Origin of the sequence: Thiorhodococcus mannitoliphagus (assembly GCF_010915725.1) — a bacterium.
Taxonomy (GTDB): Bacteria; Pseudomonadota; Gammaproteobacteria; order Chromatiales; family Chromatiaceae; genus Thiorhodococcus; species Thiorhodococcus mannitoliphagus.
Genome location: NZ_JAAIJR010000028.1, coordinates 25,496 through 52,445, shown reverse-complemented (window position 1 = coordinate 52,445; position 26,950 = coordinate 25,496). Strand labels below are relative to the sequence as shown.

Below are 26,950 nucleotides of genomic sequence, written 5' to 3'. Positions count from 1 at the left end.
GTATCGTGATGGCGGATCGCCCTATCGGGCATCCGCCCTACGAGGCTGGGTCGCCGCCATCGGCTCATGGTCAGAGGATTGACGCAGGGGGCGCGGCGGTGAACCCTGATGCGTCACTTCTTCTCCCCGCCGCCGTTAGCCCGCGTAGGGCGGAACGCGATAGCGGTTCCGCCATTTTGCTCGGTATCGTGATGGCGGATCGCCCTATCGGGCATCCGCCCTACGAGGCTGGGTCGCCGCCATCGGCTCGTGGTCAGAGGATTGACGCAGGGGGCGCGGCGGTGAACCCTGATGCGTCGCTTCTTCTCCCCGCCGCCGGGAGCCCGCGTAGGGCGGAACGCGATAGCGGTTCCGCCATTTTGCTCGGTATCGTGATGGCGGATCGCCCTATCGGGCATCCGCCCTACGAGGCTAGGCGCCTATAGAGATCCGCGTTCACTGCCCCATAGGCAGCTCAGAAAGCCGTCGAGGCACGGCACACCTCCCACACCGGGTTCACTGCCGCATCGACGGTTCAGAAATCCACCAGCGCCTGCGAATAGAGCCAACTCATGTTCACTGCCAAAACGAGGGCGTCAGAGTGATCGCGTATTGCGCCTTATGATTGGCAGGCTGCTCGCCCCCAAGACGCACGCTGAGGCTCGGTTAAGGCGAGGGGTGGGTCTCAAGGCCGGCGCTCATCGTGAATCCCCCGGAGGTGGGGTCGATGGATATCGATCAGGGTAGGGCCGCTGCGAGCGCGCCCATTTTAACTGCCGAGAGCCTGCGGTTGAGGGCGCGCGGAGGTCCGATCCGCCACTTGCTCGCGAGCGAGGAGCTTGTTGACGGTGTCGAGCATTTTCTCGATTGCGGACTCGGCGATGGGGGTTAGCTCATAGCTGGCATAGTCGAACGAATCGCCGCCGCCAGTGATGAGGTAGGCGTCGGGTACGCGTTGGTAGAGGGTTTCGCACCAGGCCAGGAGTTCTCGGGGATCGAGAAAATGTGCCATGGTCGAGACCGCATGCTCATCTGGCGCGAGCGGTTGGCAGCGCACCTCGCCCGGGGCGAGATCCACGGCCGCATCGAGAAAGATCACCAGATCCTTGTCGGCGAGATCCGCCACCATCTCTGCTGTCAGAACGTGTCTTGAGGCCACCTCGACGTGGCTCGGCAGTTCCAGACCCGCAAGGCGATCGGCCGCGAGCGGCCCCAAGGCGTCGTCTCCACGAATCGGGCTGCCGTATCCGATAATCAGCGTCTTCAAGTCCAGTCCTCAACCGCGCGTCATGGTATCGACGACCCGGCCCGAGGCGTCCTTGAGTTCGATGGTCAGGGGCATCTGTCCGAAGGCGTGCGAGGCGCATGACAGACAGGGGTCGTAGCAGCGGATGACGGCCTCGACGCGGTTGAGCATGCCTTCCTGGAGGTCGTTGCCATCGACATAGGCATCGGCGACCTGACGGATGGATTGGTTCATCGCCAGGTTGTTGTGGCCGGTGGCGATGACGAGGTCGACCCAGGTGATGAGACCGTCGTCGTCGATGCGGTAGTGGTGCATCAGGGTCCCGCGCGGGGCCTCGGCGACTCCGATGCCTTCGGAGCGGTTGCTGCGCGCGCGCGCGCGCACACGGGTATCGAGGATGGTCGGATCCTTGAGCAGGCGCTCAATCATCTCGATGGCATAGATGATCTCGACCAGCCGCGCATAGTGGTAGTGGAAGCTGCTGGCAATGGGGCCGGATTCCTGCAGCATGTGGAACTCGGCGAGGGCGACGTCGGCGTACGGCGTTCCGCAGGCGTTGGCGTTGTTGAGCCTGGCCAAGGGGCCGACGCGGTAGATGCCTTTGGGATAGCCCTGGGCCTTGAAGTAGGGGAACTTCATGTAGCTGTAGTCCTCGACGGCTTCGCCGATGAGCCGCTCGTACTCCCAGGGTGGCACCATGTCTTCCAGGATGTTGCCTTTGGCGTCCTTGACGCGAAGCACGCCGTCGTAGTGCTCTAGGTTCCCCTTGGGCGTGACCAGGCTGAAAAAGAGCGTGGGCATGGTGCCGAAGTGGTCGGCCTCGTCCTTGAACTTGGGGACCAGGGTCTTGAAGAAGTCGTAGGTGCGCTTGGCGATCTCCAGCCCTTCGGGCAGGAGCTTGAGGATGGCGTCGCGCTTGTCCTGGCTTAGGGGTTCGCTGACGCCGCCCGGCACCACCCAGGTCGGATGGATCTTCTTGCCACCCAGGGTCTCGATGATGCTTTGACCGATCTGGCGCAGCCGGATGCCGTCTTTCGCGAGGTCGGGATACTGGCGCATGACGCCGAAGATGTTGCGCGAGACTGGGTCCGAGTCCCAGCCCATGAGCAGGTCCGGCGACGACAGATGAAAAAAGGACAGGGCGTGCGATTGGGTGAGCTGCGCCAGGTTCATGATCCGGCGTAGCTTTTCGGCCGTCGGCGGAATGCTCACCGAGAGCAGATGGTCGCAGGCCTTGTTGGAGGCCAGCAGGTGACTGACCGGACAGATGCCGCAGGTGCGCGCGGTCAGCGCCGGCATCTCGCGGTAGGGGCGGCCTTCGCAAAACTTTTCGAAGCCGCGGAACTGGGTTAGGTGGAACTTGGCATCCTCGACCCCGCCGCCGTCGCCAAGCTGGAGAGTGATGCGGGCGTGTCCTTCGATGCGGGTGACCGGTTCGATGGTGACGGTGCGGCTCATGGCGGCGATCCCCTGTGCAAATAGCCAGTGACGAGAAGAGGTGAGGGTGCGGCGGTGCTCAGGTCGAGGCGGCCTTTTCCTCGTTCTCCAAGGCCTTGGCCGTGATCTCGTGATAGAGGTGGGTGAGCTTGGCGATGATGTCCTGCAGCTCTGGATGCTGTCCCCAATGGGGTTGCTGTTGTTGGGCGTCCTCGAAGACCTCTTGGAGGAAGTAGATGTCGAAACTGTCGAGCCGCTCGCCTCGGTCCACCTTTTCCTTGAGGTCGAGCGCGCGCGGCAGGCGTTGCGTGCGCATGCGCTCAAGCAGCGCGACGATGACGCCGGTCTCGTAAGTGGCTTCGCTCATAGGGGATTCCTGCTGGCTCGGAGTTCTTTCGTGAGATTTGGTCTCAGGCGCCGAAGCGTGTGACCTTGCTGGGGTCTGGCGTTCTGCCCTCGATCAGCTCGCTCAGCACGTACCAGATGGCGTCCGCATGCGGCGGGCAGCCTGGCACGAAGACGTCGACCTTGACCTCGCCATGGATCGGCTTCACGGTCTCTAGCAAGGGCGGCACGCAGCGGGTCGGGATCTGCGGCTGCAGGGTGACGTTCTCGCGGTAGGCGCGATCCATGACGTCCGCGAGCTTGAAGTGGTTGCGGATGGCCGGGACGTTGCCGGTCACGGCGCAGTCACCGAGGCTGATCAGCAGTTTACAGTGCTTGCGAAAGGTCTTGGCCTTCTCCAGGTCGTCATCGTTGCTGATGGAGCCCTCAAGGATGCCGACGTCGACCTGATCCGGCAGTTCCTTGGTGTCCACCAGGGGGCTGTAGACGATGTCGATCTGCTGCGCGAGATCGACCAAGCGCTGGTCCATGTCCAAGAAGGACATATGGCATCCGGAGCAGCCGTCCAGCCAGGTGGTGGCGACGGTGATCTTGTTCGGCGTGCTCATTGGGCATGTCTCCGGCGCGCGAGAATTGGCAGGAAGTGTTGGTCTTTGACCATTTCGCCGGCGGAAGTACCCTGCTTCACGAGGGCGCCGGTTGGACAGACCTGGACGCACTTGCCGCAGCTGGTGCAGGTCTCGCTCTGGCCCCAAGGCAGCGCCAGGTCCGTGATCACACGGCAGTCGCTGCCGCGCCCCATGACGTCCCAGGTGTGTGCCCCTTCGATCTCGTCGCAGACCCGGACGCAGCGGGTGCAGAGAATGCATCTGTTGTGATCGAGGCGAAACATTTCATGCGAGCTGTCTACCGGATAAGGCGTCTGCCGGTAGGGCACTCTGACATGGTCGACGCCGCAGCTCTGGCCCATGGTCTGAAGCTCGCAGTGGCCGTTGGAGACGCAGACGGAGCAGACATGATTGCGCTCGGCGAAGAGCATCTCGACGATGGTGCGGCGGTAGCGCTGCAGCCGCTCGGTATTGGTTCGGACCTCCATGCCTTCGGCGACACGCGTCGAGCAGGCAGCGGCGAGTCGGCCTTGACCGGCGATCTCGATCATGCAGAGGCGACAGCCGCCCCATACCGAAAGGCCATCGAGGTAGCAGAGGCTAGGGATCGCGATCTTGTTCTCACGACAGACCTCGATGATGGTCTCGTCTTCACGGGCAGAGAGATCCTGGTCGTCGATCTTGAGGGTGACGGCGCGAATGTTTGGCGGCGTGACTGGTAGGGGCATGGTGCCTCCGGGTAGTCGTCAGGGGCTGGCGGCGAAAGGCCTCGAAGTGGGCGCTGGCGCTCGATCTAGTGGCGCTGATTCAAACAGCGCCTAGGATCCTTAGAGGGCGCAAAATGCTTGTAGATGAGTCAAATTTCGATGAAGCGTCCGACCATCCAAGGCCGTCGGTATCGGTATCGGTATCGGTATCGGTATCGAACCGACGATAGCGATACCGATGGCATGACGCGTCGGTCTGAGGCGAAGCCTCGCTAGGAGTCAGCGCGGTGCTGGCTCGGTGTGGTGCCGGAAACGCGGACGCGTCGCGATGCTGCCTCATGCGCCGTCCTCCGCTTGCAGCTTCTCCTCGTACTCCTGGCGGAAGTAGCGCAAGGTGCTGAGCACCGGATTGGGCGCCGTTTGTCCGAGTCCGCAGAGACTGGTGGCCTGGACGACCTCGCACAGATCTTCCAGCAGCGCGAGGTCGGCGTGGCTTGCCTGCGCCTTGGTGATCTTGTCGAGGATGCCGTGCATCTGATAAGTGCCCGTGCGGCAGGGAACGCATTTACCGCAAGACTCGGTCATGCAGAACTCCATGAAGTAGCGGGCGACGTCGACCATGGATGAGGTCTCGTCCATCACGATCATGCCGCCGGAACCCATCATAGTGCCCAGTGTCTTGAGGCTGTCGTAGTCCACTGGAATGTCCAGGTGGGCCTCCGGGATGCAGCCACCGGAGGGGCCGCCGGTCTGGACCGCCTTAAAGTTTTGGCCGTCCGGGATGCCGCCGCCGATGACCTCGATGATGTCCCTCAAGGTTGTCCCCATTGGAACCTCGATCAGTCCGGTGTTCTCGATCTTACCGGCCAGCGCGAACACCTTGGTCCCCTTGGATTTGTCCGTGCCGATGGAGGCAAACCAGTCACCGCCCTCGCGAATGATGGGCGCGATGTTGGCGAAGGTCTCGACGTTGTTGATCAGGGTCGGGCAGCCCCAGAGGCCGGACTCGGCCGGGTAGGGCGGTCGCGGTCTCGGCTGCCCCCGCAGCCCCTCGATGGAGGCCATGAGCGCGGTCTCCTCGCCGCAGACGAAGGCGCCGGCTCCGAGTCGGATCTCGACCTCGAAGCTGAACTGGGTGTCGGCGACCTTGCTGCCGAGGAAGCCGGCCCGCTTCGCCTTGCGGATGGCGGTCTGCAGGCGCTCGACGGCGAGCGGATATTCGGCTCGGACGTAGATGTAGGCCTTGCTCGCGCCCACGGCGTAGGCGGCGATCGCCATGCCCTCGAGCACGCGGTGAGGGTCGGATTCGAGTACCGCGCGGTCCATGAAGGCACCGGGGTCGCCCTCGTCGGCATTGCAGATGACGTATTTCTGATCGCCCGGCATCTTGGCGACGGTCGACCACTTGAGCCCCGTTGGATAGCCGCCACCGCCGCGTCCGCGCAGGCCGCTTGCCGTGATCTCGCGCAGGACGTCGGCTGGGGTCATCTCGGAGAGCGCCTGCACCAGCGATGCGTAGCCGCCGGCCGCCACATAGCCCTTGAAGCTGTTCGGATCGATGATGCCCGAATTTTCGAGCACGATCTTGCGCTGACGCGCGAAGAATGGCTGTTCGGTGGGGCAGCGCAGCCGTTCTACGGGCGATCCGCCGACACTGCCGAGGATGTCGGCGGCATCCTCTGGGGTGACATCGCGGTAGAGCACGGAGCCGGCGAGATCGGCCCCCTTGTCGGCCACGGCGACCAAGGGGCCGGCCGAGCAGAGCCCCATGCACCCGACCCCTTTGACCTTGCAGGACGCGTCACCGTCGCCCTTGGTCTGGTTGAGCGCATCGAGCACATGGGTCGCGCCTGAGGACTGGCAGCTCGCGGCCATGCACACACGGACCTCATGCGTGACGTGAGCCTCTTCCGCTTCGAATTCGGCAGCCTTCTCGGCCAAGTCTTCCAGATGCATATCAGTCTAGCTCCTCGAGCTTGGCGACCAGGGTATCCGAGGCGAGCTTGCCGATGACATCACCGTCAAGCACGACGGCCGGCGCCAGTCCGCAGGCGCCAACGCAGCGTGCCGTGAGCACCGAAAGCTTGTCGTCTTCCGTGGTCTCGCCTGGGTTGACGTCGTAGCGCTCCTCGATACCTTCCAAGAGTGCTCCAGCCCCTTTGATATAGCAAGCCGTTCCGGTGCAGACCACGCAGGCGTGGCGGCCCTTCGGCTTGAGCATGAAGATGTGGTAGAAGGTCGCGACGCCAAAGACCTTGCTGAGTGGCAGATCCAGGGATGCGGCGACGAAGCGCAGGGATGACTCGTCAAGATAGCCGAAGGCGTCTTGGACGCTGTGCAGGGTCTCGATCAGGGCATGGTCGGCATAGCCGTTTCGGCGCATCGTAGCGTTGACCAGTTTCCAGCGCTTGTCGTCGCTCGGCATTGGCGGTTTGGCGTGCTGCAGTGTCATGTCACCTCCCAGGCGGCAGTGATTGGGAGCGCGTCGCGGCGCGTTGCTCTGCTGATCCGGCAGGCTAGGTGGACCAGAAGGGTCGAGTCTCCAGTCAAGCTGAAGGTACTATGACGCAAGTCTATGACAAAACGAAGTCCCCGCCTCGATCCACTGCGGGCGGTCAAGTCCAGTTGCAAGTCCCGGCCCGGCTTTCTTTCGGCACTGAGGGATCCGCGGCTATACTCTGCGCTGCCAACAGCTCCCACCGATACCACTGACGACTATGGACGAGACCCCTCGGCCGCGACGCAGGCCGCGCGGCATCTACCTGCTGCCTAACCTCTTTACCACTGCGGCCCTCTTCGCCGGCTTCTACGCCGTGCTGTCCGCGACCCAGGATCGTTTCGAGGCCGCTGCACTCGGCATCCTTGCCGCGATGCTCCTTGATGGCTTCGACGGGCGGATCGCGCGCATGACGAACACCCAAAGCGAGTTCGGCGCTGAGTATGACAGTCTCTCCGACATGGTGGCCTTCGGTGTGGCGCCGGCCTTGGTGGCCTACCACTGGGCGCTGGGTGAGCTGGGGAAGGTAGGCTGGCTCGCCGCATTCGTGTTTACGGCGGCTGCGGCGCTGCGTCTGGCGCGCTTCAACACGCAGGTCGGGATCGCCGATAAGCGCTATTTTCAGGGGCTTGCCAGTCCCTCAGCCGCGGCCATCATCGCCACGGGTATCTGGACGGCGAATGATCTCGGCATCGACGGCTCGGATGTCTCCTGGCTGGCCGCCTTCCTGACCGCCAGTGCCGGACTGCTGATGGTGAGCAACTTTCGCTATCTGAGCTTCAAGCAGATCAATCTGCAGGGGCGGGTGCCCTTTCTGCTTGCGGTGGCCGTCATGCTCGGCTTTGCGGTGGTCTATATCTATCCGCCGCTCGTGCTTTTCATCCTGGCGGTGACTTACGCGGCTTCTGGGCCAGTCTGGACGGTATTCAGGCTCAGGCGCAGCCGGAGTCGCAGGCGGCGAGAGACCGCTGGCAGCTAGCGGAGGTCGAGGGCCGCTAGAGGCGGCTCTGGTGGCGTCGGAGGTTCAAGACTTGGCAAAGAAAAAGGCGCTGACCCATTTGGATCAGCGCCTTTTGCGTTTTTGGTACCGTCATCGGACGGTGCCTAGAGCTGGTGCCGAGAAGAGGACTCGAACCTCCACGAACTTTCGTTCACATGGACCTGAACCATGCGCGTCTACCAATTCCGCCACCTCGGCAGGACCGGCTTGGATTGCGCTTTGTGGACGCCCTCCGCCAGTGGAGCGCGAATGTTAGCGAGACAGGTTGGGGTTGTCAACGCTACACTAGGGCTTTCCATCAACGAATGAGATCACGTGGCACGACGTAGACCATCAGCCCCTGCAAAGACCGGGGATCCGCATCGCCAACGCGAGGCGAAGAAGTACGAAAACCCAATCCCTAGCCGGGAGTTCATCCTGGAGACGCTGACGGAGCAGGGGGTTCCGCTTTCGTTTGACGAACTTGCCGAGGCCCTCGCGCTGCGTGACGAGCAGGACCTCGTCGCCCTCGAGCGCCGCCTGGGCGCGATGGTTCGCGACGGCCAATTGGTGCGCAACCGCAACCAGGTCTATTGTCCCGTCAACAAGCGCGATCTCATCGCCGGGCGCGTCATCGGTCATCCTGATGGTTTCGGCTTCGTGCGCCCGGACGAGGGCGGTGACGACCTCTATCTCTATAACAAGGAGATGCGCGCGCTCTTTCACGGCGACCGCGTCGTCGTGCGCGTCAGCGGCCGTGATCGGCGGGGGCGGCTAGAGGGTGCGGTTGTCGAGATCCTCGAGCGCAACACGCGCAGCGTCGTCGGTCGGCTCTATAAAGAGAGTGGTGTCGGCTTCGTTGCACCTGACAATAAACGCCTAGCTCACGACATCATCATTCCGAGCGATCGGATGAATGAGGCTGAACAGGGTCAGATCGTGGTGGCCGAGATCACCGACCAGCCGACGCACCGAACCCAGCCGATCGGGCGGGTGCAGGAGGTACTGGGTGACCACATGGCGGCGGGCATGGAGACGGATATCGCCATCCGGGCCCATGATCTCCCGGTGGACTGGCCGGCCGAGGTCGAGTCCGAGATCGCCGGTCTTGCCGCGGAGGTGCCGGAAGCGGCGAAGGAGGGTCGCACCGACCTGCGCCAATTGCCCCTGGTGACCATCGACGGCGCGGATGCGCGCGATTTCGACGATGCGGTTTATTGCGAGCGCACGCCCAAGGGTTGGAAACTGCTTGTCTGCATCGCGGATGTCTCTGCCTACGTGCGACCAGGCACTGCCCTGGATACCGAGGCGCAGAAGCGCGGTAACTCCGTTTACTTTCCGGATCGCGTGATTCCCATGCTGCCGGAGGTCTTGTCCAACGGGCTCTGCTCGCTCAATCCGCACGTCGATCGTCTCTGCATGACGGCCGAGATCTACGTCGCCCGTGACGGCAAGGTGATGCGAACCCGCTTCTTCGAGGCCGTGATGCGCTCTCAGGCCCGCCTCACCTACGACCAGGTCGCAGCCATGGTCGTCGACGGCGACCCCGCGCTTTGCGAGCGCTTCGCCGAGGTGCTGCCCCACCTGCACGAACTCTATCAGCTCTTTCAAGCCCTGCTGGCGCGCCGGACTGAGCGCGGCGCCATCGACTTCGATACCACCGAGACCAAGTTTGCGTTCAACGACCAGGGGCGCATCGACGCCATTGTTCCCCAGATCCGCAATGACGCCCATCGCCTGATCGAAGAATGCATGCTGGCGGCCAATGTTGCTGCGGCGCGGCTCTTTCAGCGCAAACGGATTCCGGCGATCTATCGCATCCACGACACCCCGAGCGAAGAGAAGCTGACCGATCTGCGTGAGTTCCTGGGGCAGCTCGCCCTGAAGCTCCCAGGCGGGGCCAAGCCGACCGCCGCCGACTATGCCGAGCTGCTCAAGCAGGTCCAAGACCGGCCTGACCGCCGTTTGATCCAGACGGTCTTGCTGCGCTCGATGCAGCAGGCCATGTACAGCTCGGACAATGCAGGTCACTTCGGGCTGGCCTACGATGCCTATACTCACTTCACCTCGCCCATCCGTCGCTATCCCGACCTCATCGTCCACCGCCTGATCAAGCACCTGCTCGCGGGTGGCACGGCGGCGGACCTGGAGCTTTCCAAGACGGATCTGCAGCAGATCGCCGAGCAGTGCTCGGGCACCGAGCGGCGCGCCGACGAGGCCACGCGTGACGCCGAGGACTGGCTCAAGTGTGAGTTCATGCAGGACAAGCTGGGTGAGTCCTTCGAAGGCAGCATCACCAGCGTCAACTCCTTCGGAATCTTCGTCGAGCTGGACGAGGTCTATGTCGACGGCCTGGTGCATATCACGGCGCTGGATAACGACTTCTATCATTTCGACCCCATCGGACATCGTCTGCATGGCGAGCGTACCGGCACCGTTTACCGACTCGGCGATCGCTTGCGGGTGCAGGTTGCGGCAGTGAACTTGGACGATCGCAAGATCGACTTCGTCCTGGCTGAGTCGGCTGGACGCGGGAATCCGCGGCCTGCAAAGAAGAACGAGCAAGCGCCGGCCAAGCCTGCCGCCGCGAAGAAGAGCCGCAGTCGCTCCAGGCGCAAGCGCCAGTCGGGCGGACCCAAGCCGGCCTCTTGACGATGCGGGGTGAGACGCCGGTCGCTGGCATCCACAGCGTCCGCGCTGCGCTCAAGCACGGCGCGGATGGGGTGCGCGAGGTTTGGCTGGAGCGCAGTCGGCGCGATCGCCGTTTGGGGGAGCTTGCCGAGCTGGCGAAGGCCGCTGGGGTCAAGATTCGTCAGATGGATCGCGATGCGCTGGACGGGGTCGCGGAAGGCGCCACCCATCAGGGCGCGATCGCCTGGGTCAGTGTGCCAGCCGCGCGCTCGGAGCGCGATCTCGCGGTCTTGCTCGATGCGCTGGATGATCCGCCTTTTCTCCTGCTCCTGGACGAGGTTCAGGATCCGCACAATCTTGGGGCTTGCCTGCGCACCGCGGATGCCGCTGGGGTGCATGCCGTGGTTGCGCCGAAGGACAATGCGGTGGGTTTGACGCCCGTCGTGTGCAAGGTTGCGAGTGGCGCAGCGGAAACCCTGCCGTACATTCAGGTCACCAATCTCGCTCGGACCATGGACGCGCTCAGGGAGCGCGGGATCTGGCTGATCGGAGCAGCCGGCGAGTCCGAGGGCACGCTCTATGCGACCGACCTGAGGGGTCCATTGGGTCTGGTGATGGGCAGCGAGGGCACTGGGCTGCGCCGCCTGACGCGGGCGCGCTGCGATACCCTGGTCAAGCTACCCATGTGTGGCAGGGTCGAGAGCCTCAATGTCTCTGTCGCGGCCGGCATCTGCCTTTTCGAGGCCTTGCGGCAACGTCAAGGCCACTGAGTGCGGTCATTGCTTGGCGCCGTGCATTCTGGGAGCGCAGCGCGGCTCGCACTCAAGTTAAGATGTATCCGTCATCCCTAGCACCTAGAGCAATCGCCCATGTTGGTCCTTCGTGGCGCACCCGCCATCTCCGAATTCCGTCTTCAGAAGCTTGCCGATCGTCTCAGTGAGCAGACCGGGGCACAGGTCCAACCCTATGCGGAATATGTCCATTTCGCCCAGTTGTCCGCCGAGCTGAGCGAGCAGGAGCGCGGTGTGCTCGAGCGTCTGCTGCGTTATGGGCCGAGTCTGCCGTCGCACGCGCCCGAAGGCGCGCTGATCCTGGTCGTCCCTCGGCCGGGGACCATCTCACCCTGGTCTTCCAAGGCGACCGACATCGCACACAACTGCGGATTGGCGGCTGTGGCGCGGCTCGAGCGCGGGGTCGCCTACTACCTTTCCACGTCGGGGGATGTGCTGGCGGGGGAGGGGCTCGAGACTGCGGCAGCCTTGCTGCACGATCGCATGACTCAGGTTGCGCTCTTCGACATGGAGTCCGCGAGTCATTTGTTCGATGCGGCCGAACCGCGGCCCCTGGGGCGTGTCGATGTGCTGGGGGGCGGGCGTCCCGCGCTGGCCGCCGCCAATCTGGAGCTTGGTTTGGCGCTCTCCGATGGCGAGATCGACTATCTTGTCGACAGCTTTAGTCGCTTGCGCCGAAACCCGACGGACGTCGAGCTGATGATGTTCGCTCAGGCCAATTCCGAGCACTGTAGACATAAGATCTTCAACGCCGATTGGGTCATTGACGGCGAGCGCCAGGAGCGCTCGCTGTTCGCCATGATTCGCAATACGACGGAGAAGGCGCCCAAGGGGGTGCTGTCAGCCTACAAGGACAACGCCGCCGTGCTCGAGGGTTGGGACGGCCGGCGCTTCATGCCTTGTCCCGAGAGCGGTGTCTACGGTGAGTCCGAGGAGGAGATCCACCTCCTCATCAAGGTCGAGACGCACAACCACCCGACCGCCATTGCGCCGGATCCAGGTGCGGCGACAGGTTCGGGTGGGGAGATTCGTGACGAGGGTGCTACCGGCCAGGGTGCCAAGCCCAAGGCGGGTCTCTGCGGCTTCTCCGTGTCCAATCTACGCATTCCGGGCGCCGAGCAGCCCTGGGAGCAGGACCACGGCAAGCCGGACCGGATCGTCTCGGCCTTGGATATCATGCTGGAAGGCCCGATCGGGGCAGCGGCCTTCAACAACGAGTTCGGCCGGCCCAACCTCGCTGGCTATTTCCGCACCTACGAGCAGCTGGTCCCGAGCGCCGGCGGCATGGCCGAGCTGCGCGGCTACCACAAGCCCATCATGCTGGCGGGTGGGCTCGGCAACATCCGTGCGGAGCATGTCGAGAAGGGCGAGTTTCCGGCCGGCACGCCGCTCGTGGTGCTGGGTGGACCCGCGATGCTCATCGGACTCGGTGGCGGCGCGGCGTCGAGCATGACTTCCGGGACCTCTGCGGAGGATCTGGACTTTGCCTCGGTGCAGCGCGCCAATCCCGAGATGCAGCGGCGCTGTCAGGAGGTCATCGACCGCTGCTGGGCGCGCGGTGCGGAGAATCCCATCCTTTTTATCCACGATGTGGGGGCGGGCGGGCTCTCCAATGCCTTGCCGGAGCTGGTGCACGACGGCGGGCGTGGCGGTCGTTTCGGACTGCGCGAGATCCCCAATGACGACCCAGGCATGTCGCCGATGGAGATCTGGTGCAACGAGGCGCAGGAGCGCTATGTCCTGGCCGTTGCCGCCGAGCGCCTGGATGTCTTCAAGACCCTCTGCGAGCGCGAGCGCTGCCCCTATGCTGTCGTCGGGCAGGCCACCGAGGAAGCGCACCTGAGGCTGGAGGATGCGCATTTCCAGGATCGGCCGATCGACATGCCGCTCTCGCTGTTGCTGGGCAAACCGCCCAAGATGCTGCGCGATGTGGCCCGAGTGGATCCGCCCTGTGACGACTTCGATCCCAGCGAGATCGACATCGGCGCGGCGCTCTATCGCGTCCTGCGGCTGCCGACCGTTGCGGACAAGACCTTTCTCATCACCATCGGCGACCGCAGCATCACGGGGCAGGTGGCGCGCGACCAAATGGTTGGCCCTTGGCAAGTCCCTGTTGCTGACTGCGCCGTGACCATCAGTGACTTCCGCGGCTTCACTGGTGAGGCCATGGCGATGGGCGAGCGCACGCCGCTCGCGCTGCTGAATGCGCCCGCATCCGGCCGCATGGCGGTGGCCGAGGCGATTACCAACATTGCGGCCGCCAACATCGAGCAGCTCGGCGACATCAAGCTCTCGGCCAATTGGATGGCGGCCGCAGGCCATCCGGGTGAGGACGCGCGGCTCTATGACACCGTGCGTGCCGTCGGCATGGAGCTGTGCGAGGCGCTCGGGATCGCCATTCCGGTCGGCAAGGACTCCATGAGCATGAAGACGGTTTGGCAGGGCGCCGGGGGTGATCGCTGTGAGATGACGTCGCCCTTGTCACTCATCGTCTCGGCCTTTGCGCCGGTCGCGGACGTGCGGCGGACGCTGACACCCCAGCTACGCACCGACGAAGGTGACACCGACCTCATCCTCATCGATCTCGGCCGCGGACAAAACCGGCTGGGCGGCTCCTGTTTGGCGCAGGTCTTCAACCATGTCGGCGCGGCAGTCCCGGATCTGGACGATGCGGACCTGCTCAAGCGCTTTTTTGCCGCCATACAGGAACTGCGCGAGGAAGACCTCATCCTCGCCTATCACGATCGCTCCGACGGAGGGCTGATCACGACCCTCTGCGAGATGGCCTTCGCCGGACGTTGCGGCGTCGATGTCGATCTGGCGGCCGTCGGGCCGGACGATTTGTCGGCCCTGTTCAGTGAGGAACTCGGTGCCGTGATCCAGGTCCGGCATACGGAGACGGATATTGTGCTGCGGATCCTGGACTACTACGGGCTTGCCGAGTTCAGCCCGGTCATCGCCATGCTGGACGACAGCGACGAGATCCGCATCTGTCGTCGCTGCAAGGTGTTGTTCGAGGCAACGCGCGTGGACCTGCAGCAGGCCTGGTCCGAGACCAGCCTGTGGATGCAATCGCTGCGCGATAATCCGGAGTGCGCACAAGAGGCCTTCGACCGGATCGCGAGCCCGGATCCTGGCCTAAGCTCCCTGCTCAGCTTCGATCCGGATGACGACATCGCCGCGCCCTATGTGGAGCGCGGAGCGCGCCCGCCCATCGCCATCCTTCGGGATCAGGGCGTCAATGGTCAGATCGAGATGGCGGCCGCCTTTCACGCGGCTGGCTTCGCCTGCGTGGATGTGCATCTTTCTGACGTCATTGCCGGGCGTATCGACCTCGCACAGTTCCGCGGCTTGGTCGCTTGCGGCGGTTTCTCCTATGGGGACGTCCTGGGCGCGGGCGAGGGCTGGGCCAAGACCATCTTGTTCAACCCCAAGACACGCGATCAGTTCCAGGCCTTTTTCGAGCGCTCGGATACCTTCGCACTGGGTATCTGCAATGGCTGCCAGATGCTCTCGAATCTGCGTGAGCTGATCCCGGGTGCCGACCATTGGCCGCATTTCGTACGCAACCGCTCCGAGCAGTTCGAGGCACGTACGCTCTTGCTCGAAGTGGGAAAGAGCGACTCCGTGCTCTTGGCGGGGATGGCAGGCTCGCGTATCCCCATTGCCGTTGCGCATGGTGAGGGGCGCGCGGAGTTCCGCGACACCCAGCACCTCCTTGCGGCCGAGCCCTACGTGGTCGCACGCTACATCGAGAACGACGGCCGAGTGGCCGAGACCTATCCCGCCAATCCGAACGGTTCGCCCAGCGGGATCGCCGGCCTGACGAGCACGGACGGTCGCGTGACCATCATGATGCCGCATCCTGAACGCGTCTTCCGTGCCCTTCAGAATTCCTGGTATCCGCAGGATTGGGGGCAAGACGGCCCCTGGATGCGTCTCTTCCGCAACGCGCGCCTCTGGGTCGACTGAAGTCACGAGGAGCGCTGGCCGTGCATGACTGCTTAGAAAGTGTCCATAAATTGTTTCCCGATGCGAGCGATGCCGCCCGAAATCCCCCCTAGCCCCCCTTTGCGAAAGGGGGGAAGTTGTTGATGGACAGTTCCTTAGACTGCATGGGCGCTTGCCATAGGAATAGGCGCGGATTGCGCAAGTATTCTGGGCAAACAGCTCACCACCTATCGGTTTTATGTAGCCAGGGCTTCCAGCCCTGGCAAACCAGGCCAGGATGGCCTAGCTACGCAGGCTTGGAGCGGCTGTTCCGGTTGATTTCGGGAAACCGATAGGTGTTGAGGGCAAACAGTCTGAACCTAGCGGACGGAGAGCATGAAACATCTGACCCGAATGATGTATGTGAGCCGCGTGAGTGGCGGCGTTGGTGACGACGAACTCAAGCAGATCCTCGAGAGTTCGCGGCGTAAGAATAAGACGTTGAACGTGACCGGCGTCCTCTGTGGTGGGGGTGGTCATTTCATCCAGGTGCTGGAGGGCGAGCAAGACGACCTCTTTCGGCTCTACGGCGAGATTCTCAACGATCGGCGACACTATGACAGTGTCTTGATTGGTGTGGCCTCGATCAAGCAGCGTCTATTTGGTGGCTGGTCGATGGGCTATCTCTCCAATCCGCCGGAGATGATGGAGGTGCGTCGCAAGGAGCTGATTGCCGCTTGGGAGGGACGCTTGGAGGGTTCCGAACTGCTGAGGCTCATGAAGCGTTTTCTAGAGCAGCTTGGTCAGGGGAGCCTATAGGCGCCGAGCCTTTGAGCGCAGCGCAAGCTGGCTGAACTGGGGCGGGGCGATGCGGGGTCGCCCGAACTTAGGTGACTGCCTGGCTTTTTCACACTAAGTTGTGACGGTCCTTCATCTCGAGGTACACGAGGTTGGAGACCTTGCGAATGGCGTTGCTGCGGCGTGTGATCCAGCGACCGTAATTTTTTGCTCTGCTGCGACGCTCGATGATGCCGATCATCGTATAGGCGTGCATGCGCCCGCGCTTGTCGCGTGCCTCGATGATGCCCATGTTGCCGCAGAGTCTGGCCGTCGAGCCCGTCTTGTCGCAGACACGGATGTTGTCCGGCATGCTGGGAACCTGCGTGACGATTCGGTCATGATTCGGCAGACGCATAATGCGCCGAAGCTCGCTGCTGTAGGGCAGCGTGTCGTGCTTCAGCGCATAGAGGAAGCGGCTATAGTCGTGGGCGGAGGCCTTGTTGGCGTAGGTGCCGCCACCGCGCGGAATCTTCTCGACGATGCGGGTCTGCTCGAAGACGCCGCCCGCGTATTTCTTGAGGACCGCCTCGACATCTCGCGGCCCACGGCCTGACCGGTTGCGGCTCACAATGTCAATCAGCCGGTTGGTCGATGGATTGGAACTCTTCTGAATCATCCGCTCGATCAGCCGTCTCACCTCGCCCGTGTAACGCACCTTGCGCGAATGGGAGACTTGGAAGAAGTAGGCCTGCGCGACGAAGGGTTTGATCATGCTCGCGGCTTGACGCGGCACGGACTCATTGATCGAGACCAGCTTGGTTCCGGTGGAGAAGTCGAAGACCGACCAGGAGGTCTTTTCGCTGGGAAGGATCAGGCCTTGCCGCCGCATCCCTTTAACGAGATCGTTCACCTTGTGCTGCAGCGGATGCTCGGACGACGCCTCCGCCCTGTAGCTGGGTGATCCCAGTAAGAGGCCCGCGGACGTCGCCGCGAGCGCCTCCAGGAATTGACGTCGATTGAGAAAGAACCCGTCCTCATCGCGCTCCTGCGCTCGAGGCTCTAGTGCCCCCCAGGGAGGGCAATCAACTAGAGCCTCATCATCCAGCTCAGTGAACGCATCCAGCCTGTCCTGATACCGGAAGCCCTCGAAAAACTGCATCGTTTCTCCGCTCTAAAGTCGCTATTGAACGCTACCGAAAGAGGGGTCGACAGCGCCGGCGGGCGGCTTCAATCCAGCGAGACGACAGCCCTGGGCGACGGGGCCACCTGGGAAGATCTCGTAGAGATACTTGATGCCGCCCTTGTCGTGAAAGGCCTCGTTCAGGCCATCATGCAGTTCGCGGACGTTGGGCTGTTCGTTGCGGTCGAAGTAGGTCTGAAGCGCCTTGATGGCCGCCCAGTGGTCGTCGGAAAGTGTAATGTCTTCTTCCCGTGCCGCCGCCTCGGCGGAGTTCTTGCTCCAATCCTCGGGCGCCTGGGGGAAGCCCGGATCCTTGCTCGTCGCGCCTGGGTTCATGATTTCGGTCATGGTCTGGGCCATGTTGTCCTCCAGATGATGTGGCTGTGCATCGGTCGGTGTGGTTTGCCCCTTCGACCTAAGTTCGATCAGTCCGCGTGGTAGCTCGATCAGTCTGTGTCGAGCGATCGAAGAGCCACGGTCAGTGTCGATTTTGGAAAGTGTCGCGTCAAGGGCTTATCTCGGGTCGCGGACGGGATCAGGCCGAGGGCGATCTACGGCCGCGTCGATAGATGGACTGATGGGCTCGCGGGTGCGGCCAGTTGCTGCGGGGCTCAGCGCGGAAGCGGAGTGCCTGGGACGGGGCCGCTGCGTTGCCCGGCGGGTTCATGTGTGCGATCCGACGGGCGGTCGAGGCGGGAATCTCTGCTCCCGCCTCTGAGTGTGGAATTACCCGCCGCCGAGCAGGACAAAGACCGCGCCGGCCGCACCGATGCCCAAGATGGCCGCCAAGGCGATGAGGCCAAAAATGGTTCCCTTGGCCTTCTGCAATGACAGCTCGACCGCTTGGATCGACTCGCGCGAGGTAGCGAGTGCGGTGTCGATGGCCTCCTGCGACTCGCGTCTAGCCATGGCGACCGCCTTGGCGGCGATGTCCTCGCCTTCTTGAGCGGCGTTGTGGCCGCTTCCCGTTTTGGGGAGTGCGTCGCGGAGGCGCTTGTCGACGATTTCCATGATCTGTGTGCGCTCTGCCTGCAGGCCGCGCTTGATGAGATCCGGCACCGTTTCGGTCGCGATTCGCGTCGAAATCGCCTGGAGGTCTGCCATGCTCGGCTGAGGTGCGGCCTTGCGCTTGGCCGCTTGCTCGGCGGCGGCGCGCTCGTCGAGGATTCGCTGCGTTTCGTTGAGGATGCCCTCGCTCAGATCTCGGCGCAGCTCCTCGATGAGCGCCGGCAGGATCTTCGACAGGCGGGCTTCGAGACGTCCATCGACGATCTTGATGATCGCCTCATCGGAGAGTCCCGCGGCGGCTTCGACCTTGCTGGTCGTTGGTGCGGCGGGCTCAGGCGCGGCGGTACTGACACCGAGCGCGCTTTGCAGCTTCTCGAGCATCTCGGGCAGCAGTTCGGGCGCGGCGGATTTTGGCAGGATTCCAAAGACCCCCTTCTTCTTGGCTTGAGCGACGAACTCAGGCTCTTCGTGAGAGGTGCACATGACGACCGGGATGTTGGAAGTGTGCGAATCCTCGCGAATGACCTCTAAAGCCTCGAAACCGTTGAGCCCAGGCATCATGTGGTCCATGAAGATGGCATCCGGCAAGGCGCCCTTGAGCTTGACGAAGGCCGCCTCCGCGGATTCAGCCGTATCGACCTCAACGCCGTGGCGCTGCAGTTGGAGTCTAAGCGCGTAGCGCGCGGATTTCGAATCGTCGACCAGGAGTATCTTCATCGGTCACATCACTTCCAATGATTGTGTTGAATGGCTGACCGGAGATGGCCGGTCGGATTTGCAGCGATGGCTTGTGGATCAGAGATTGCGCTCGTAACTTTCGGGCAGACCGCCGGAGCTTACCGGGCTCTTCCGGGACGCCACGCTTGGGCCTCCGGCGTCTCTTCTCGAGCTGATGGCGCAATGTCGGGAGTACTTGCCGTCATTCGCGATTCTCAGAGGCCCAGGTCGCGACTCGCTGAGACTTTAAAACATCATGGGCGGACTCTGCCATGGCAGATACACAGATCGAATTCAACCTTTGCGAATCCATAGACCAACTGGCCAGCGTTGCGGCGCAGCGAATCCTAACGACCGCTCGGAACGCGATTGCTGCGCGAGGGCGTTTCTGCCTGGCTCTCGCCGGCGGACGAACCCCCCTTAATGCCTACACTTTACTCGTAGACGAGGCGACAGACTGGGACCGATGGCACATCTTTTTTGGTGATGAACGCTGTTTGGGGCCGGATGACCCTGAGCGCAACAGTCGTGCTGCGGACCAGCATTTCCTGAGCCGAGTTCCCATCCCGGCCGCGAATGTTCATCCGATCCCCGCCGAGCTTGGTGCGGAGGCCGCCGCTGCGGCCTATGCTGAGCTGATCGCGTCCCAGCTTCCCCTGGATCTGGTGCTGCTCGGCCTGGGTGAGGATGGCCACACCGCCAGCCTCTTTCCAGGGCGGGAGATTCCCGAGGGTGTCTTGGTGATGCCCGTGCATCATGCCCCCAAGCCGCCGCCGGATCGCGTGTCTCTGACCCCAGATGCCATCGCATCTAGCCGCCAGGTTCTCGTCCTCGTCACCGGAGCTGACAAGCGCGAGGCGCTGGCGCAATGGCGCGCCGGGAAGGAGCTGCCGATCGCCCGCATCCGATCCGAGGGGCGGGTCCAGGTCTTGATGGACGCGGCCGCGGCAGGTGGCTCGGATGGCTGCCCCCCATAGCTTGGCTGATGTGCGGGGCCAGCGTCTTGTCCGGCGCGCACCTCGGCGGCGGACAAGACGCTCGATGTGACGCTCAGGTGATCTTGATCTCCAGGTCCTCGCCTGAGTCAGGATCCGTGAGGTGTACGGCACAGGCGATGCAGGGGTCGAACGAATGGATGGTACGCAGGATCTCGAGCGGCTGCTTGACGTCCACCAATTGGTGGTTGTCTTGCAGGGCGGCCTCGTAGGCGCCGGCTTGGCTTGCGGCGTCGCGCGGGCCGGCGTTCCAGGTCGAAGGGACAATGGCTTGATAATTGGCGATGCGCCCGCCGTCGATGACGATCCAGTGCCCCAAGGCGCCGCGCGGTGCCTCCATGAAGCCGGCGCCTTTGGCCTGATGCGGCCAGGATGAGGGATCCCAGAGGGTTTCGTTGAAGGTCTTGGTGTCCCCCGCCTTGATGTTGGTGACCAGGGCGTCGTACCAGCCTTGCATGGCATCGACGACGATCTTGGTCTCGAGCGTTCGGGCAGCGGTTCGTCCTAGCGTTGAGAAGAGTGCCTCGACCGGCAGGTCGAGCTTGCCGAGCGTCATCTGGACGAGGTCTTGGGTCTGCTCGTGACCGGTCGCGTAAAGCATGAGGACGCGCGCGAGGGGGCCGACCTCAACCGCGTTTCCCTTCCATCGCGGTGCCTTTATCCAAGAGTAGCCGTCGGCGACGTCTAGCTGCGAATAAGGGGGCTTGACGCCGCCACGAGCGTCGTACTCGAGGTTGGTTTCGCCATCGTAGGGATGGAGTCCTTGGGTGTTGCCTGAGCTGTAGTCGTACCAAGCGTGGGCGACGAACTCCTGAATCTCGCTTTGCTCGTGCAGATCCACCTCGTGAATGGTCGAGAGATCGCGGTCGAGGATGACGCCACGCGGGAAGAGGAAGGTGGCGGGATCCATGAATCCGCCCTCGGGCAGATCACCGTAGCAGAGGAAGTTGCCGAGCCCTTCGCCGCGCGTGCTCCAGTCCTTGTAGAAGCTGGCGATGGCGAGGGTATCTGGGACATACACCTGGTCCACGAACGTCACCATGGAGCGGATGATGTCCTGCACCTGCGCTAGCCTGGAGGCGTTGATGGCCGAGTCGGAGTCCAGGTCGATCGGGCAGGGCACGCCGCCGACCAGGAAGTTGGGGTGCGGGTTCTTGCCGCCGAAGATGGCATGCAGCCGGGCCGCGTCACGCTGCCAGGCCAAGGCTTCGAGGTAATGGGCGACCGCCATGAGGTTGGCCTCGGGCGGCAGCTTGTAGGCCGGATGCCCCCAGTAGCCGTTGGCGAAGATGCCGAGCTGGCCGGATTCGACGAAGGTCTTGATGCGCTTCTGGGTGTCCGCGTAGTAGCCAGGGGAGGACTTGGGCCAGCGGCTGATGCTCTGCGCCAGCTCAGCGGTGGCTGCCGGGTCGGCATTCAGGGCGCTGACGATGTCGACCCAGTCCAGGGCGTGCAGATGATAGAAGTGCATCACGTGATCCTGCACGTACTGGGCGCCGATCATGAGGTTGCGGATCAGCTGGGCGTTGGTCGGCAGCTCGACCTTGAGGGCGTCTTCCACCGAGCGGACGGACGCGATGCCATGCACCAGGGTGCAGACGCCGCAGATGCGCTGGGCGAATGCCCAAGCATCACGCGGGTCGCGGCCCTGGAGGATGGTTTCGATGCCGCGTACCGAGGTGCCTGAGCTGTAGGCTTGGGCGATGTTGTCCCCGTCCATTTGCGCCTCGATGCGCAGATGTCCTTCGATGCGGGTGATGGGGTCGACGACTAGACGTTCACTCATGTTCGGGACTCTCCTAAGCGGGATGGGTGCGCCGACCCCGCCTTAATCGGTGAAGGCCGTTTCGCGTCAGGCCTGGGGCTCTTCCTCGGCTGTCGCATCCTTCTCGACCAGGTGGTCCGCAATCATCTCGGTCAGGCCGACCACCGGGATGTCCATGTTGAACTCCTCCAGCCCTTCTTCGAGTTGGGTCCTGCAGGTGGCGCACATGGTGACCATGCGTGCGGGCTCGACCTCCTCAATCTGCGCCTTCTTGCGCTTGAAGGCCGCCATCTTGAGTGGCTCCGCGCGCTCGTTGGAGCTGACGCCGCCGCCGGCACCGCAGCACCACTGATAGCGACCATGCTCCTTGAGGTCGACAAAGTCGTCCGCGACCAAATCCATGAGGTTGCGCTGTTGCTGAATAACGCCGCTCTTGCGGGCGAGATTGCAGGGGTCGTGCATGGAGAGGCGGTCCGTCTCCTTGCCCTCGGTCTTGAGGCGGCCGGCGGCGCGCAGTGTTTCCAGCACCTCGACGATGTGGAAGACCCGGAAGGGATAGCGCCGGCCGATGAGGTTGGGGCCTTCCCAGCGGATGGCCGTGAAGGCATGGCCGCATTCTGGGCTGATGACATTGGGCACCTTGAGCTTCTCGGCAGCGGCGACGACGCGCTCGACCAGCTGGGCGGCGATGTCCTTGTTGCCGATCTGGATACCTGCGTTGGTGGCCTCGAAGCATTCGGTGGAGAGCGTCCAGGTGACGCCCGCATGATCGAAGATCTTGGTGATGGCCTCGAGATACTCGGGGAAGTTGATGATCTCCATGGAGGAGAGCAGCACCATGTAGTCGACGCCTGTCTTGTCGATCGGGACCTCGAGGCCAGTGCTGGCCTCGACGTGCTTGATCTGGACCGCGAGCGTCTTCCACTGTAGGCCCATGGGGCTGCCCGTGGTGACGGCCCGGATGGAGGCGTTGATGAGGCCTTCCGGGGCATGCCCGGACTGCACCATGCCTTCACGCGTCTTGCGGATCATGTACGCCAGATCGTTGCCCACCGGGCAGACCAGGGAGCAGCGTCCGCACATGGAGCAGGAGTCGTAGAGCAGTTCCTCCCACTCGGCCAGCATCGCGTCGGTGACCTTCTGCTCCAGCCCGAGGAGCCGCTTGATGCGGCCCCATAGGGTGAATTCAGCTTCCCAGACCCGCCGCAGCGGCTCGAGCTTGAGGATGGGCGTGTATTTGGGGTCGCCAGTCTCGAGGTAGAACGGACAGGATTGGGCGCAGATCCCGCAGTGGACGCAGCTGGAGAAGAAGGCCGCGGTTGGGGCATCGATCTCGGCGCGAAAGGCGGCAAGCCCTCGCTCCAATGACAAGGTGCTCTCTTGTGCGCTCATGACTGAACCCCCTTGCGGCCGAAAGCGGCACCGTTGTACCAGCGGGCGATGAAGGCGGTGAAGATGTGGGTCAGCTTGGTGAAGGGCAGCATGATGAGAAAGATCTCGGCGCAGAGGATGTGCATCCCGAGGGCGAGCGGGTAGGGGCTCACCAGGCGGTGGTAGGCGAGATAGCCGGTCAGCACGACCAGGAAGACGATCGTCCACACGAGATAGTCCTCGACCGTGCTGATGTGCCGCTTCACGGGGTGAGCCATGCGGTGCACCAGGGTCGCGACCAGGCTCAGCAAGGTCACTGCGGTGAAGAAGTCGATCACCGGATTCGCGAGTCCCGGCCAGGAGATGCCGAGCACGCCCTTGATCAGCTCGATATGCGGGATGAAGAGCAGCAGGGCCATCAGGAAGCCGATGTGCCAGACCCAGCCGACGACGACGTTGAAGGGCGCGCGCTCGAAGGTCCCAGGGTCGGCAACCGTGCGTGTCAAGACCGTGCGGAAACCCGGCAGCCACTCGTTGGCGCGCGGCTCGGCATAGTTGGTCGCGCGCCCCAGTACGAAGATCTCCACCAAACGGGCGAGGAGGCCAACGGCGAAGATCACCATGGCGATGGTGAACATGGGACCCTTGGTCCACAGCAGGAAGTCCATCGCCTGGCTCATAGCGTCTTCTCCAGCGCTTCGACGGTGACCGGTTGGCGATCCGCGTTTGCCTTCTTGACGCGATGTTTCGCCACTGATGCGGCAGTGCCGCCCACGACCGCGCCGACGGCGCCAGCCGTTAGCAGCGTGGTGCCGGGGTTTGCCGTTAGCGGCACGGAGACGGGTTCGTAGAAGCCGCCGGCGTCCCAAAAGCTCGGCTCCGAGCAGCCCAGGCAGGGATGCCCCGACTCGATCGGCCAGCTGGTGCCCGAATTCCACTTCATGGTGGCGCAGGCGTTGTAGGTGGTGGGGCCCTTGCAACCGAGCCGATACAGACACCAGCCTTCCTTGGCGCCGCGATCGTCGAAGCGCTCCGCGAAGAGACCCTTGTCGTAGAAGGGTCGGCGGTAGCAGCGGTCATGGATCGACTGACCGAAGAAGGCCATGGGGCGACCATAGCCGTCGAGTTCGGGCAGCCGTCCGAAGGTCAGGTAGTGCGCGAGCACGCCGGTGATGACCATGGGCACCGGGGGGCAGCCTGAGACGTTGATGACGGGCTTGTCCTTGACCAGGTCCATAACCGACATGGCGCCCGTTGGGTTTGGCTTCGCCTGCGGCAAGCCGCCGAAGGCGGCGCAGGTGCCGACTGCGATCACGGCGGCGGCGTGCTCGACCGTCTCCATCAGAATGTCGTAATTGCTGTGCCCCGCCACGGTCGAGAAGCCGGGATTGGCGTCTGGTCCGGGGATGGAGCCGTCGACGATGACCAGATACTCGCCAGCATTGGCCTCCATGGCGGTCAGACGAGCGGCCTCGGCGGCCTCGCCTGAGGCGGCCTGGAGCGTGTGGTGGTAGTCCAGGGAGACCATGTCCAGAATCAGATTCTCGAGCGTCGGCGCATGGCTGCGCGTCAACGACTCGGTACAGCCGGTGCACTCCTGAAAAGACAGCCAGATCACCGAGGGGCGTTTGGCTTGCTCAAGGGCCGCCGCGATGCGGGGCACCATGCTGGCGGGCAGCGCCATCATGGAGGCGGTCGCGGCACAGAGCTTGAGGAAGCCTCGGCGCGAGAGGCCATGATCTTGCAGGCTCTCGCCAAGGGTCTTGTCAGGGCGCGTTGGGGTGGCCATGGTCCCTCCTTCGGGGTGTCAGGACGATAGTGGCGTGGTGCCTGTTTCTTGCTCCAGGCGGGCGTCGAGCTGATTGAGCGCATCCGCCAGGTCCTGCGGCTGCGGGCGCAGGATCTCGGGAACGGGGGCGACTTCGATGTGCAGGGTGAGCCGTTGTTGCTCGCTATTGTGATAGTCGACGAGCCAGACGCCGGGGATGGCGGTCTCTTGGACCCGAGTGGGGCCGAGGGCGTCGACTGTGGCCTCGACTTCACCCGTGCCAAGCCAGTCCGTCAACCGGTCCAGATCACCTGGGCCAAAGGGCAGCGCGGAGAGGTCGATTCGCGTCTCCTCGCCGGTTGTGACGAGTTTCTCAAGCGCGTGACGGATCTCATTGAGAACCGGCAGGGCGTTTCCGAAACTGCGCGGAGTGCCTTGGCAGCCATTGGGTGTGGCAGGATGCGCGCTCATCGGGTCCGACTCTGGCATGGGCTGGTCTCGCTGGTAGTCTGTTGATTCTAGGCGGCTGGACTCTGGTGCTTCTTGATGCAGCTCAGTTCTATTCGGGAAGTTGACGACCTCGACGCGGCTTTCGTGGTGAACTTCACGAAACCGAAAGCCTTTGTTTCGCCGGATCGGGGGCCGTCCCGCATCCGCGCCCTCGCCCGAGACCGCCTGCAGGGTGTCAGGACAGGACCATCAGATGACCGCAGGAGGCTTCGGTCCGGTCGAGCGTCGCTTTGGTCTGTTGCAGGGTGATGGCTTGGAGTGTCGCGTTGAGGCTGTGGTAGCGACGCTGCGGCGAGTGGCACCACGCTCCTGTGGGCGCTCGCCAATGGCCTTGCAGGATGCCTCGCGGACGCGCATCTCGATGCCTCGCCCTGATCCTCGGATCGCCGATGACGAGCTGCGCTATGGGTCGCTTTGGTTGGCGACGGGCGGTGGGGAAGTGTCGACCCAGCGCGCATAGAGGGCATGTACTTCCGCTGACGCGCGAGGTACTGCGGTGGCGACGGGAGGTGTTAGCTCCTCACCCCAGCCGATCTGCTCGGGCTCGATTCCAATCAGGGCGCGCTGGGCGGGCAGCTGATCGGTTAGCCGGACCATGTCCATGAGGTCGGCAAGGCTGACTTCATGGACGCTCTTGGCATGTGTGCGCAGCTGGCGATCCATGGCCTCGCCTTCGAAGATCCGCACGGTTCCCGGCGCATCACCCATGGCGGCTGCATCAACTACGATGAGACGTTGGGCGTCGCCAATGGGGCCGGCGAGGGTGAAGCTCAGGGTGCCGCCGTCCAAGAGGAGCCAATCGTCCGGCAGGGACGGATCGGCCTCAAGATGCTTCAGCACCGCTGCGCCGACGGCCTCGTCAGTCATGAGGATGTTGCCGAGACCGAGAATAAGCGTTGATGGGGCCAATATCAGGTGCTCCGAGTGAACGCGCGGGCGGGGGCGCATGACAACTTTCCTTGCGTCCGAGTCTAACGCGTTCTAGCCTGCGCTATGGAATGCTGTGGATCAATGGGGAGGCAATTTCCATGTGCTTTGGGATTCCGATGCAAGTGGAGTCGATCGACGGCTTCATGGCGCGCTGTGAGGCCAAGGGTGTCGAGCGCGAGGCCAGTCTCTTCATGCTGCAGCATGAAGAGATCAAGGTCGGTGACTATGTGGTCGTCCACCTCGGTTACGTTATCAACAAGGTGACGGCAGAGGAAGCCGCCGCCGCTTGGGAGGTCTACGACGAGATGCTGGCGGCCGAGGCTAGTGGCTGAAGCACCATAGTCCGCCGCTCGCGCCGTCTTGGATCGCGCGGGACTTGCCGTAAATGCTCAAGAAGCCGGATCGCTGGTGCCATCCGGCTTCTCTTTTTAGCGCAAGGGGCCGTTGCGATTCAGCCGTCTTGCAGGCCAAGGACCCACATCGAGTCAATCACTAGCGGGGAGGCGGTCCATAGCGTCCCTGTTCATAAGGCGGGCGTCCGCCTGGTCCCGGTGGTCCATAGCCGGGTGCTGGACCGTACCCGGGGCCGTAGCCGCGATCGGGTCCATAGCCTCCCCCAGGTCCGCGACCGCCTCCAGGGCCATAGCCCGGACCCGAGCCAGCGCCGGGCCCTCGGCCACCATCGTAGTTCGGGCCGCTGCCGCCATAGCCGCCACGCCCCGGACCTTGACTCTGGTTCGGACCTCCCGATCCCCGCCCCGGTCGTTGCCCTTGCG

At 63.5% G+C, this 26,950-nt stretch carries 23 protein-coding genes and 1 tRNA gene; 7 read left to right on the top strand and 17 right to left on the bottom strand.

Annotated elements, in window-relative coordinates; translation table 11 throughout:
• Positions 1 to 748: 748 nt before the first annotated feature.
• From G3480_RS09050 to hoxE, 7 genes are all read right to left on the bottom strand, one after another.
• The gene (locus G3480_RS09050) at positions 749 to 1,246 is read right to left on the bottom strand and encodes a hydrogenase maturation protease (protein WP_164653550.1); all 498 of its coding nucleotides are present in this window, start codon (positions 1,244 to 1,246) and stop codon (positions 749 to 751) included.
• A 9-nt stretch (positions 1,247 to 1,255) separates the two neighbouring features.
• Complete coding sequence (locus tag G3480_RS09045) at positions 1,256 to 2,683, bottom strand: Ni/Fe hydrogenase subunit alpha (protein WP_164653549.1); 1,428 nt, start codon at positions 2,681 to 2,683, stop codon at positions 1,256 to 1,258.
• Positions 2,684 to 2,741: 58 nt separating this feature from the next.
• Positions 2,742 to 3,029, bottom strand: a complete 288-nt coding sequence (locus G3480_RS09040) for a hypothetical protein (protein WP_164653548.1) — start codon at positions 3,027 to 3,029, stop codon at positions 2,742 to 2,744.
• A 43-nt stretch (positions 3,030 to 3,072) separates the two neighbouring features.
• Positions 3,073 to 3,615, bottom strand: coding sequence for an NADH-quinone oxidoreductase subunit B family protein (locus G3480_RS09035; protein WP_164653547.1), 543 nt, complete (start codon positions 3,613 to 3,615; stop codon positions 3,073 to 3,075).
• A complete protein-coding gene (gene hoxU, locus G3480_RS09030; protein WP_206171610.1) occupies positions 3,612 to 4,343 on the bottom strand; it encodes a bidirectional hydrogenase complex protein HoxU in 732 nt (243 codons plus the stop codon). The genes G3480_RS09035 and hoxU overlap by 4 nt, the downstream gene beginning before the upstream one ends.
• A 315-nt stretch (positions 4,344 to 4,658) precedes the next feature.
• Positions 4,659 to 6,278, bottom strand: a complete 1,620-nt coding sequence (gene nuoF, locus G3480_RS09025) for an NADH-quinone oxidoreductase subunit NuoF (RefSeq protein WP_164653546.1) — start codon at positions 6,276 to 6,278, stop codon at positions 4,659 to 4,661.
• Between the two features lies 1 nt (position 6,279).
• A complete protein-coding gene (gene hoxE / locus G3480_RS09020) occupies positions 6,280 to 6,774 on the bottom strand; it encodes a bidirectional hydrogenase complex protein HoxE (protein ID WP_164653545.1) in 495 nt (164 codons plus the stop codon).
• Positions 6,775 to 7,039: 265 nt separating this feature from the next.
• Here hoxE and pssA point away from each other — a divergent pair, with 265 nt between their 5' ends.
• Positions 7,040 to 7,798, top strand: a complete 759-nt coding sequence (pssA, locus tag G3480_RS09015) for a CDP-diacylglycerol--serine O-phosphatidyltransferase (RefSeq protein WP_164653544.1) — start codon at positions 7,040 to 7,042, stop codon at positions 7,796 to 7,798.
• A 132-nt stretch (positions 7,799 to 7,930) separates the two neighbouring features.
• On the opposite strand, the gene G3480_RS09010 is transcribed toward pssA, so the two are convergent.
• A tRNA-Leu gene (locus G3480_RS09010) sits at positions 7,931 to 8,017 on the bottom strand.
• Between the two features lie 117 nt (positions 8,018 to 8,134).
• Here G3480_RS09010 and rnr point away from each other — a divergent pair.
• The 4 genes from rnr to G3480_RS08990 all read left to right on the top strand — a co-directional run bounded on the left by rnr (position 8,135) and on the right by G3480_RS08990 (position 15,969).
• Positions 8,135 to 10,450 carry a ribonuclease R gene (rnr, locus tag G3480_RS09005; RefSeq protein WP_164653543.1) on the top strand — a complete coding sequence of 772 codons (2,316 nt, stop codon included), beginning with the start codon at positions 8,135 to 8,137 and terminating at the stop codon, positions 10,448 to 10,450.
• A gap of 2 nt (positions 10,451 to 10,452) precedes the next feature.
• Positions 10,453 to 11,199, top strand: a complete 747-nt coding sequence (gene rlmB, locus G3480_RS09000; RefSeq protein ID WP_164653542.1) for a 23S rRNA (guanosine(2251)-2'-O)-methyltransferase RlmB — start codon at positions 10,453 to 10,455, stop codon at positions 11,197 to 11,199.
• Positions 11,200 to 11,298: 99 nt separating this feature from the next.
• Entirely contained in the window at positions 11,299 to 15,192 is a 3,894-nt protein-coding gene (gene purL, locus G3480_RS08995) for a phosphoribosylformylglycinamidine synthase (protein WP_164653541.1), read from the top strand.
• Positions 15,193 to 15,546: 354 nt separating this feature from the next.
• On the top strand, positions 15,547 to 15,969 hold the full coding sequence (locus G3480_RS08990) for a BLUF domain-containing protein (RefSeq protein WP_164653540.1): 423 nt from the start codon (positions 15,547 to 15,549) through the stop codon (positions 15,967 to 15,969).
• A gap of 88 nt (positions 15,970 to 16,057) precedes the next feature.
• Here G3480_RS08990 and G3480_RS08985 read toward each other — a convergent pair whose 3' ends face one another.
• The 3 genes from G3480_RS08985 to G3480_RS08975 form a co-directional block, all read right to left on the bottom strand.
• Positions 16,058 to 17,089, bottom strand: coding sequence for a serine hydrolase (locus G3480_RS08985; RefSeq protein ID WP_164653539.1), 1,032 nt, complete (start codon positions 17,087 to 17,089; stop codon positions 16,058 to 16,060).
• 21 nt (positions 17,090 to 17,110) lie between these two features.
• Positions 17,111 to 17,470 (bottom strand): TusE/DsrC/DsvC family sulfur relay protein, encoded by a 360-nt coding sequence (locus tag G3480_RS08980; RefSeq protein WP_164653538.1) that lies wholly within the window; start codon positions 17,468 to 17,470, stop codon positions 17,111 to 17,113.
• Between the two features lie 366 nt (positions 17,471 to 17,836).
• Positions 17,837 to 18,835, bottom strand: a complete 999-nt coding sequence (locus G3480_RS08975) for a response regulator (protein WP_164653537.1) — start codon at positions 18,833 to 18,835, stop codon at positions 17,837 to 17,839.
• Between the two features lie 272 nt (positions 18,836 to 19,107).
• Between G3480_RS08975 and pgl the strand changes: the two genes are divergently transcribed.
• Positions 19,108 to 19,812: a 6-phosphogluconolactonase gene (pgl, locus tag G3480_RS08970; protein ID WP_164653536.1), complete on the top strand. Its 705-nt coding sequence runs from the start codon at positions 19,108 to 19,110 to the stop codon at positions 19,810 to 19,812.
• A 73-nt stretch (positions 19,813 to 19,885) separates the two neighbouring features.
• Here pgl and G3480_RS08965 read toward each other — a convergent pair whose 3' ends face one another.
• The 6 genes from G3480_RS08965 to G3480_RS08940 all read right to left on the bottom strand — a co-directional run bounded on the left by G3480_RS08965 (position 19,886) and on the right by G3480_RS08940 (position 26,192).
• Entirely contained in the window at positions 19,886 to 21,616 is a 1,731-nt protein-coding gene (locus G3480_RS08965) for a nickel-dependent hydrogenase large subunit (RefSeq protein WP_164653535.1), read from the bottom strand.
• 66 nt (positions 21,617 to 21,682) lie between these two features.
• Positions 21,683 to 22,987, bottom strand: coding sequence for a (Fe-S)-binding protein (locus G3480_RS08960; RefSeq protein WP_164653534.1), 1,305 nt, complete (start codon positions 22,985 to 22,987; stop codon positions 21,683 to 21,685).
• The gene (locus G3480_RS08955) at positions 22,984 to 23,646 is read right to left on the bottom strand and encodes a hypothetical protein (protein WP_164653533.1); all 663 of its coding nucleotides are present in this window, start codon (positions 23,644 to 23,646) and stop codon (positions 22,984 to 22,986) included. Before G3480_RS08955 ends, G3480_RS08960 begins: the two co-directional genes overlap by 4 nt.
• Positions 23,643 to 24,755, bottom strand: coding sequence for a hydrogenase small subunit (locus G3480_RS08950; RefSeq protein WP_164653532.1), 1,113 nt, complete (start codon positions 24,753 to 24,755; stop codon positions 23,643 to 23,645). The genes G3480_RS08955 and G3480_RS08950 overlap by 4 nt, the downstream gene beginning before the upstream one ends.
• 18 nt (positions 24,756 to 24,773) lie before the next feature.
• Positions 24,774 to 25,205 (bottom strand): hydrogenase expression/formation protein, encoded by a 432-nt coding sequence (locus tag G3480_RS08945; protein ID WP_164653531.1) that lies wholly within the window; start codon positions 25,203 to 25,205, stop codon positions 24,774 to 24,776.
• 441 nt (positions 25,206 to 25,646) lie between these two features.
• Positions 25,647 to 26,192: a HyaD/HybD family hydrogenase maturation endopeptidase gene (locus G3480_RS08940; RefSeq protein ID WP_420824615.1), complete on the bottom strand. Its 546-nt coding sequence runs from the start codon at positions 26,190 to 26,192 to the stop codon at positions 25,647 to 25,649.
• Between the two features lie 80 nt (positions 26,193 to 26,272).
• Here G3480_RS08940 and G3480_RS08935 point away from each other — a divergent pair, with 80 nt between their 5' ends.
• Positions 26,273 to 26,506: a HypC/HybG/HupF family hydrogenase formation chaperone gene (locus tag G3480_RS08935; protein WP_164653530.1), complete on the top strand. Its 234-nt coding sequence runs from the start codon at positions 26,273 to 26,275 to the stop codon at positions 26,504 to 26,506.
• The last annotated feature ends 444 nt before the right edge of the window (positions 26,507 to 26,950 follow it).

What these genes read in the sequence shown, in the direction of transcription:
- G3480_RS09045 (WP_164653549.1), bottom strand. Translation starts at nt 2,683, where the DNA reads ATGAGCCGCACCGTCACCATCGAACCGGTCACCCGCATCGAAGGACAC.
- G3480_RS09040 (WP_164653548.1), bottom strand. Translation starts at nt 3,029, where the DNA reads ATGAGCGAAGCCACTTACGAGACCGGCGTCATCGTCGCGCTGCTTGAG.
- G3480_RS09035 (WP_164653547.1), bottom strand. Translation starts at nt 3,615, where the DNA reads ATGAGCACGCCGAACAAGATCACCGTCGCCACCACCTGGCTGGACGGC.
- hoxU (WP_206171610.1), bottom strand. Translation starts at nt 4,343, where the DNA reads ATGCCCCTACCAGTCACGCCGCCAAACATTCGCGCCGTCACCCTCAAG.
- nuoF (WP_164653546.1), bottom strand. Translation starts at nt 6,278, where the DNA reads ATGCATCTGGAAGACTTGGCCGAGAAGGCTGCCGAATTCGAAGCGGAA.
- hoxE (WP_164653545.1), bottom strand. Translation starts at nt 6,774, where the DNA reads ATGACACTGCAGCACGCCAAACCGCCAATGCCGAGCGACGACAAGCGC.
- pssA (WP_164653544.1), top strand. Translation starts at nt 7,040, where the DNA reads ATGGACGAGACCCCTCGGCCGCGACGCAGGCCGCGCGGCATCTACCTG.
- rlmB (WP_164653542.1), top strand. Translation starts at nt 10,453, where the DNA reads ATGCGGGGTGAGACGCCGGTCGCTGGCATCCACAGCGTCCGCGCTGCG.
- purL (WP_164653541.1), top strand. Translation starts at nt 11,299, where the DNA reads ATGTTGGTCCTTCGTGGCGCACCCGCCATCTCCGAATTCCGTCTTCAG.
- G3480_RS08990 (WP_164653540.1), top strand. Translation starts at nt 15,547, where the DNA reads ATGAAACATCTGACCCGAATGATGTATGTGAGCCGCGTGAGTGGCGGC.
- G3480_RS08985 (WP_164653539.1), bottom strand. Translation starts at nt 17,089, where the DNA reads ATGCAGTTTTTCGAGGGCTTCCGGTATCAGGACAGGCTGGATGCGTTC.
- G3480_RS08980 (WP_164653538.1), bottom strand. Translation starts at nt 17,470, where the DNA reads ATGGCCCAGACCATGACCGAAATCATGAACCCAGGCGCGACGAGCAAG.
- G3480_RS08975 (WP_164653537.1), bottom strand. Translation starts at nt 18,835, where the DNA reads ATGAAGATACTCCTGGTCGACGATTCGAAATCCGCGCGCTACGCGCTT.
- pgl (WP_164653536.1), top strand. Translation starts at nt 19,108, where the DNA reads ATGGCAGATACACAGATCGAATTCAACCTTTGCGAATCCATAGACCAA.
- G3480_RS08965 (WP_164653535.1), bottom strand. Translation starts at nt 21,616, where the DNA reads ATGAGTGAACGTCTAGTCGTCGACCCCATCACCCGCATCGAAGGACAT.
- G3480_RS08960 (WP_164653534.1), bottom strand. Translation starts at nt 22,987, where the DNA reads ATGAGCGCACAAGAGAGCACCTTGTCATTGGAGCGAGGGCTTGCCGCC.
- G3480_RS08955 (WP_164653533.1), bottom strand. Translation starts at nt 23,646, where the DNA reads ATGAGCCAGGCGATGGACTTCCTGCTGTGGACCAAGGGTCCCATGTTC.
- G3480_RS08950 (WP_164653532.1), bottom strand. Translation starts at nt 24,755, where the DNA reads ATGGCCACCCCAACGCGCCCTGACAAGACCCTTGGCGAGAGCCTGCAA.
- G3480_RS08945 (WP_164653531.1), bottom strand. Translation starts at nt 25,205, where the DNA reads ATGAGCGCGCATCCTGCCACACCCAATGGCTGCCAAGGCACTCCGCGC.
- G3480_RS08940 (WP_420824615.1), bottom strand. Translation starts at nt 26,192, where the DNA reads ATGCGCCCCCGCCCGCGCGTTCACTCGGAGCACCTGATATTGGCCCCA.
- G3480_RS08935 (WP_164653530.1), top strand. Translation starts at nt 26,273, where the DNA reads ATGTGCTTTGGGATTCCGATGCAAGTGGAGTCGATCGACGGCTTCATG.